This is a genomic window from Streptomyces sp. NPDC046862, from assembly GCF_040704615.1.
Lineage (GTDB): Bacteria > Actinomycetota > Actinomycetes > Streptomycetales > Streptomycetaceae > Streptomyces.
Genome location: NZ_JBEYXP010000092.1, coordinates 22,262 through 28,369 on the forward strand (window position 1 = coordinate 22,262; position 6,108 = coordinate 28,369).

Annotated in this window: 5 protein-coding genes; 4 read left to right on the plus strand and 1 reads right to left on the minus strand. The window is 70.1% G+C overall.

The features are described 5' to 3' along the window. Positions 1–18: 18 nt before the first annotated feature. Positions 19–552: a hypothetical protein gene (locus AB0959_RS50775; protein ID WP_366833806.1), complete on the minus strand. Its 534-nt coding sequence runs from the start codon at positions 550–552 to the stop codon at positions 19–21. A gap of 129 nt (positions 553–681) precedes the next feature. Here AB0959_RS50775 and AB0959_RS50780 point away from each other — a divergent pair, with 129 nt between their 5' ends. From AB0959_RS50780 to AB0959_RS50795, 4 genes are all read left to right on the plus strand, one after another. Beyond that, the gene (locus AB0959_RS50780; RefSeq protein ID WP_366833807.1) at positions 682–1,386 is read left to right on the plus strand and encodes a response regulator transcription factor; all 705 of its coding nucleotides are present in this window, start codon (positions 682–684) and stop codon (positions 1,384–1,386) included. Beyond that, positions 1,383–2,792, plus strand: coding sequence for a HAMP domain-containing sensor histidine kinase (locus AB0959_RS50785; protein WP_366833808.1), 1,410 nt, complete (start codon positions 1,383–1,385; stop codon positions 2,790–2,792). Before AB0959_RS50780 ends, AB0959_RS50785 begins: the two co-directional genes overlap by 4 nt. 107 nt (positions 2,793–2,899) lie before the next feature. Beyond that, the gene (locus AB0959_RS50790) at positions 2,900–4,396 is read left to right on the plus strand and encodes a cellulose binding domain-containing protein (protein ID WP_366833809.1); all 1,497 of its coding nucleotides are present in this window, start codon (positions 2,900–2,902) and stop codon (positions 4,394–4,396) included. A 333-nt stretch (positions 4,397–4,729) separates the two neighbouring features. Next, positions 4,730–6,046, plus strand: coding sequence for an extracellular solute-binding protein (locus AB0959_RS50795; protein ID WP_366833810.1), 1,317 nt, complete (start codon positions 4,730–4,732; stop codon positions 6,044–6,046). The last annotated feature ends 62 nt before the right edge of the window (positions 6,047–6,108 follow it).

Here is a 6,108-nt window from a genome sequence, read left to right on the forward strand (position 1 = left end):
TCAGTAGTTCTCGCGCCGTCAGTAGTTCTCGACGTCCACCCGCGGCGCGCTGTCGTGCCAGGTGCAGAACACCGACACCCGGTCCGCGCCCGAGGCGAACTGCACCCGGATCCACGTCTCCGTCTTCCAGACCTGCATCGACCAGTCGGAGTCGGGCGTGGCGGAGACGAGCGTCGCGTACGTGCTGTTGAGCGAGAAGACGACGCGACCGCCCTTCGTGTCGTAACTCCTGACCTGGCCGGAGGCGGTCGGACTCGGCGACCGGCCGGGCTTCGTGGCGGGTGGCGAGGTCGGGGACGCGGTCGGTGACGGTGTGTTGGGGCGGTTCTTCCGCGGCTTCTCGTCGCCGCCGCTCGCCGACGGCTCGGGGCGCGTCGTGGCCGGGGCGAGCTGAGCGTCCTGGTCCGAGGCGTCGTCAGCCGTGATGGGCAGGGCGCGCGGCGGGTCGTACGCGGTGCCCGCCATCACCGTGTGCACACCCCACCACGACAGCGTGACCGCCGCGCCCGTGGCGAGCAGCCAGGCCAGTACGTGGACGAGTCCTCTGCGCATCGCGGCCATACTGCACCACGAGTCCCAGGAGTGTCCCGCTCGTCCCTCGGCCGACGGGTCCCGGCCGGGACCCGGCAAGTTATCCACAGGCCCCAACCGGCGCTTCCCGTTTGGCGTACGGTGCGGCGCATGGCAAGTGTGCTCGTGGTCGAGGACGACCAGTTCGTACGCTCGGCGCTGATCCGGCACCTGACCGACGCCTCGCACACCGTGCGCAGCGTCGGTACGGCACTGGAGGCGCTGCGCGAGGTCGCCCATGTCCGTTTCGACCTGGTGATCCTGGACCTCGGACTGCCCGATCTCGACGGGTCCGAGGCCCTGAAGATGCTGCGCGGAATCACCGACGTGCCGGTGATCGTCGCCACCGCGCGCGACGACGAGACGGAGATCGTCCGGCTGTTGAACGCGGGCGCGGACGACTACCTGACCAAGCCGTTCTCGGTCGAGCATCTGTCCGCGCGCATGGCGGCCGTCCTGCGCAGGGCCCGGTCGGGCGCCGGTGACGTGCCGCCGTCGACGGTGATCCGGGTCGGCGGCCTCGCCATCGACCCGTTGCGCCGCGAGGCCGAACTGGACGGCACGCGGCTGGACCTGACCCGGCGTGAGTTCGACCTTCTCGCGTTCCTCGCCGGGCGGCCCGGTGTGGTCGTGGCCCGCAAGGAGCTGCTCGCCGAGGTGTGGCAGCAGTCCTACGGGGACGACCAGACCATCGACGTCCATCTGTCGTGGCTGAGGAGGAAGTTGGGCGAGACGGCGGCCAAACCGCGCTATCTGCACACCCTGCGCGGGGTCGGCGTGAAGCTGGAGCCACCCGGGGCGGAGCGGTTGCCATGAGGTGGGCGCTGGTCAAGGTGTGCCTGGCGGTGACCGCGATGGTCGTGGTCGCCTTCGCCGTGCCCCTCGGCATGGTCATCAGGGAGCTGGCCCGCGACCGCGCGTTCTCGAACGCCGAGCGGGAGGCCGCCGCGGTCGCGCCCGCGCTGTCCATCACCACCGACCGGGACCAGTTGGAGCGCGTCGTCGCCTCCGCGGGCTCGGACGACGGGATGGCCGTGCACATACCGGCGGGCGGCGGCGAGCAGGCCGTCGACCTCGGCCGTCAGCGCGCCCTCGACGAGGACATCGTCACCGTCCGCAGATTGGGCCGCGCCTCCACCACGGAAGTGCCCGGCGGCTTCACGCTGCTGCAGCCCACCGCGATCGGCTCCGGCGCGATAGCGGTCGTCGAGGTCTACGTCCCGCAGGCCGAGGTCGGTCACGGCGTGGGCACGGCGTGGGCGGTGCTCGCCGGAGTGGGTCTCGCGCTGATCGTCGGCTCGGTCGCGGTGGCCGACCGGCTCGGCGTCCGCATGGTCGAGCCGGCGAGGCGCCTGGTCGAGAGCGCGCACGAACTGGGGGAGGGGAAGCTGGGGGCGCGGGTCCCCGAGGAAGGGCCGAAGGAACTGCGGCTGGCGGCGACGGCGTTCAACTCGATGGCCGACCAGGTGGTCCAACTGCTGGCGAACGAGCGGGAGCTGGCGGCCGATCTGTCCCACCGGCTGCGGACACCGCTGACCGTGCTGCGGCTGAACGCGGCCTCGCTGGGCGACGGTCCGGCGGCCGAGCAGACCAGGGCCGCGGTCGAGCAGTTGGAGCGCGAGGTCGACACGATCATCCGTACGGCACGGGAGGCCAAGCCACAGACGGCGGCGCCCGGTCCCGGTGCCGGGTGCGACGCGGCGGAGGTCGTCCGTGAGCGCATGGCGTTCTGGTCGGCGCTCGCGGAGGACGAGGGGCGCAAGGTGCGGGTCGCCGGCGTGGAGCGCCCCGTCCGCATACCCGTGGCCCGCGCCGACCTGGCCGCCGCGCTCGACGCCCTGCTCGGCAACGTCTTCCGGCACACAGCCGAGGGCACGGCCTTCGCGGTCGACGTGCACAACGGGGAGGACGCGGTGATCGTGCTGGTGTCCGACGCGGGCCCCGGGATACCGGACCCCGAGGCGGCGATGGCGCGCGGGCGCGGCTCCGGCAGCGACGGCTCGACCGGGCTCGGCCTGGACATCGTGCGGCGGCTCGCCGAGTCGACGGGCGGTGACGTGCGGATCGGCTCGTCGGTGCTGGGCGGGACCGAGGTGCGGATCTGGATCCAGCTGGACCCGGGCGCTCGGACACCGCTCGGCCGAGGGCACCGTGCCGCGATGCGACGTCGCGGAGCCACCAGATTGGTCTCGACCTTTAACCGCCCCCGATCCCATCCTTAAGCGCTCCCTAAGTCCCTCAATGACCGTCCGGATAAGGGGAATTGCCTGATTCGGGATCGCTAGCGTGCCTGCCGCACCCACCCCCCGAACATCGAAGGCAGGCAGGCGTGAGCACGCATCGGCGCAGGATCAGTGGCAGAAGCAAGGTGATCGGCGGCGTCGTCGCGGCGTCCGTGGTCGGTTCCGGAGCGATGCTCTTCTCCGGGACCGCGCAGGCCGCCGGGGTCGGCGCCGTGTACACCAGGACCAGTGACTGGTCGACGGGGTACACCGCGCAGTACGTGATCACGAACGACGGCAAGTCGACGAAGACCGGTTGGACGCTGGAGTTCGACCTGCCGGAGGGCAGCCGGCTCAGCTCCTTGTGGAACGGCGAGTCGAGCGTGCGCGGGCGGCACGTCACGGTGAAGGCGCCGTCGTGGGACAGGGACGGGCTGGTGGCCGGCGAGTCGGTGACGGTCGGGTTCGTGGTGAACGGCACGGCGGCGCCGACGGGCTGCCGTATCGACGGAGCGAGCTGTTCCGCGGGCGGCGGTGCGACGCCGGAGCCGGGCGGCCGCCCGTCGAGCCCCGCGACGGCCACGCCGCCCGCGACAGCGAAACCGACCGCGAGCGCCAAGCAGCCGACCGCGAGCGCAAAGCCGGCCGAGAGTGGCACGCCGTCCCCCTCGCACAGTCCGGGTTCCGGCGACCCCGGCGACGGCACCGCCGCGACCGCGGGCTTCGCGCCCTACGTCGACACCTCGCTCTACCCGGCCTTCGACCTCCTGGCGCACTCCGGGGAGACCGGGGTGAAGGAGTACACCCTGGCCTTCGTCACCGACGGCGGCGGCTGCACCCCGAAGTGGGGCGGAGTGACCGACCTGGGCACCGACGCGGTGGCGGCGCAGATCGGCGGGCTGCGGGCGAAGGGCGGCGACGTCCGTGTGTCGTTCGGCGGCGCGTCGGGCTCGGAGCTGGCGCTGGACTGCTCGTCGGCGGACGCCCTGGCGGCGGCGTACGGCAAGGTCGTGGACGCGTACAAGCTCACGAAGGTCGACTTCGACGTGGAGGGCGGCGCGCTGCCGAACGCGGCGGCGAACACGCGCCGCGCGCAGGCCATCGCCCGGTTGCAGGACCGGCACCCCGGCCTGGACGTGTCCTTCACGCTCCCCGTCATGCCCGAGGGCCTGACCCAGGACGGCGTGAACCTGCTGGCCGACGCGAAGGCGAACGGCGTGGACATCGACACCGTCAACATCATGGCGATGGACTACGGCCCCGCGTACAGCGGTGACATGGGCACGTACGCCGAACAGGCCGCCACCGCCACCCAGGCCCAGGTCAGGAGCGTGCTCGGGCGTTCGGAGAGCGCGGCCTGGAAGACGGTCGCCGTCACTCCCATGATCGGTGTCAACGACGTGGCCTCGGAGATCTTCAAGGTCGACGACGCCGCGCAGCTGGTCGCCTTCGCGAAGTCGAAGGGGCTCGGCGGGCTCTCCATGTGGTCCGCCACCCGCGACAAGCAGTGCCCGGGCGGTACCAGGCCCACCGCCGACGCCACGTGCAGCTCGGTCCTCCAGGACGACGGGGCCTTCTCGAAGGCGTTCGCGGCATACAAGTAGCCGGCGGCCTCAGGGGCCCTGAGGGGGCGGGGCCCTGGGGGGTGTTATTTCGGCCACTCCCAGGTGATCGGCAAGGCTTGGTTTCAGCCATGAAACTCCGGGCGGAATCCGAAGGAGAGGCCTCTGGGTGGGCCTGGGCGGGGTCGGGACAGGGGCGAGGAGTCCCCGGTCATGTCGGTTACGTTTCGACAAATGGCATCTTCGACTCTTGACGCATGAGCGGGCATGGGGCTGTTATTGCGCCACGATGTTCGGTCAAGTTGGTTTCTGGTCGTTTTCGATCAGTCTCAATGTCGCTCATCCCTGGCCGAACCCTGCCCTCAGGAGCCGTTCATGCACCACCTCTCCTCCTCCGGTCTCTCCCTCCCGGGCCCCAGCCGCCGCAGCCTGCTGCGCGGTATCGGCGGTGCCGCTGCCCTCGGAGCGGGCATACCCCTGCTGTCCGCGTGTGGCGGCAGCGGTTCGTCCGGTTCCGGCTCGAAGACCGTCTCCCTCGGCTCCAACGCGTCGGACGCGGTGCCGAAGAAGGCGTTCGCCGACGTCTACGCGGCCTTCCAGAAGCAGTCCGGCGTCACGGTCAAGGTGAACACCAAGGACCACAACACCTTCCAGGAGCAGATCAACTCCTACCTCCAGGGCACGCCGGACGACGTGTTCAACTGGTTCGCCGGTTACCGCATGCAGTTCTTCGCGAAGAAGGGCCTGGCCTCCCCGATCGACGACGTGTGGGAGAAGATCGGGGGCAACTTCCCCGAGGCCATGAAGAAGCTGAGCAAGGGCGAGGACGGCAAGTACTACTTCGTGCCGCTGACCACGTACCCCTGGGCGATCTTCTACCGCAAGAGCGTCTTCCAGAAGTACGGCTACTCCGTTCCCACCACCTGGGACGAGCTGGTCGCGCTGTGCAAGAAGATGAAGAAGGACGGCCTGGTCCCGATCGCCTTCGGCGACAAGGACGCCTGGCCGGCGATGGGCACCTTCGACCAGATCAACTTCCGTCTCAACGGCTACGACTTCCACGTCGAGCTGATGGCGGGCAAGGCCGCCTGGACGGACGCCAAGGTCAAGGCCGTCTTCGACCACTGGGCCGAGCTGCTGCCCTACCACCAGGACGGCTTCATGGGCCGCACCTGGCAGGACGCGGCTCAGACGCTGGTGTCGAAGAAGGCGGGCATGTACCTGCTGGGCTCGTTCGTGGCGCAGCAGTTCACCAACGCGGCCGACCTGGAGGATCTCGACTTCTTCGCCTTCCCGGAGATCAACTCCGCGTACGGCCAGGACACCGTCGAGGCGCCCACCGACGGCTTCATGGTCAGCAAGGCTCCGAAGAACCACGACGGGGTCGTCAAGCTGCTGGAGTACCTGGGCTCGCCGGCCGCCGAGGAGCTCTACCTCAAGGGCGACCCGAGCGTGGTGGCCGCCTCCAGCAAGGCCTCCACCTCCGCGTACTCGGCACTGCAGAAGAAGTCGTTCGAGATGATCGCGGGCGCCAAGACCCTCACCCAGTTCATGGACCGCGACTCCCGTCCGGACTTCACGTCCACGGTGATGCAGCCCGGTCTGCAGAAGTTCCTGCAGAACCCCAAGGGCGTCGACAGCCTGCTGTCCTCGATCGAGCGCCAGAAGAAGACGATCTTCGCCTCCGCATGACCACCGACACCACCTCGAAGAGCCCGGAGGCGGCCCCCGTGCCGCCTCCGGGCCCCACGCAT

Coding starts and splice junctions, on each gene's coding strand:
- AB0959_RS50795 (WP_366833810.1), top strand. CDS start 4,730: ATGCACCACCTCTCCTCCTCCGGTCTCTCCCTCCCGGGCCCCAGCCGC.
- AB0959_RS50780 (WP_366833807.1), top strand. CDS start 682: ATGGCAAGTGTGCTCGTGGTCGAGGACGACCAGTTCGTACGCTCGGCG.
- AB0959_RS50785 (WP_366833808.1), top strand. CDS start 1,383: ATGAGGTGGGCGCTGGTCAAGGTGTGCCTGGCGGTGACCGCGATGGTC.
- AB0959_RS50775 (WP_366833806.1), bottom strand. CDS start 552: ATGCGCAGAGGACTCGTCCACGTACTGGCCTGGCTGCTCGCCACGGGC.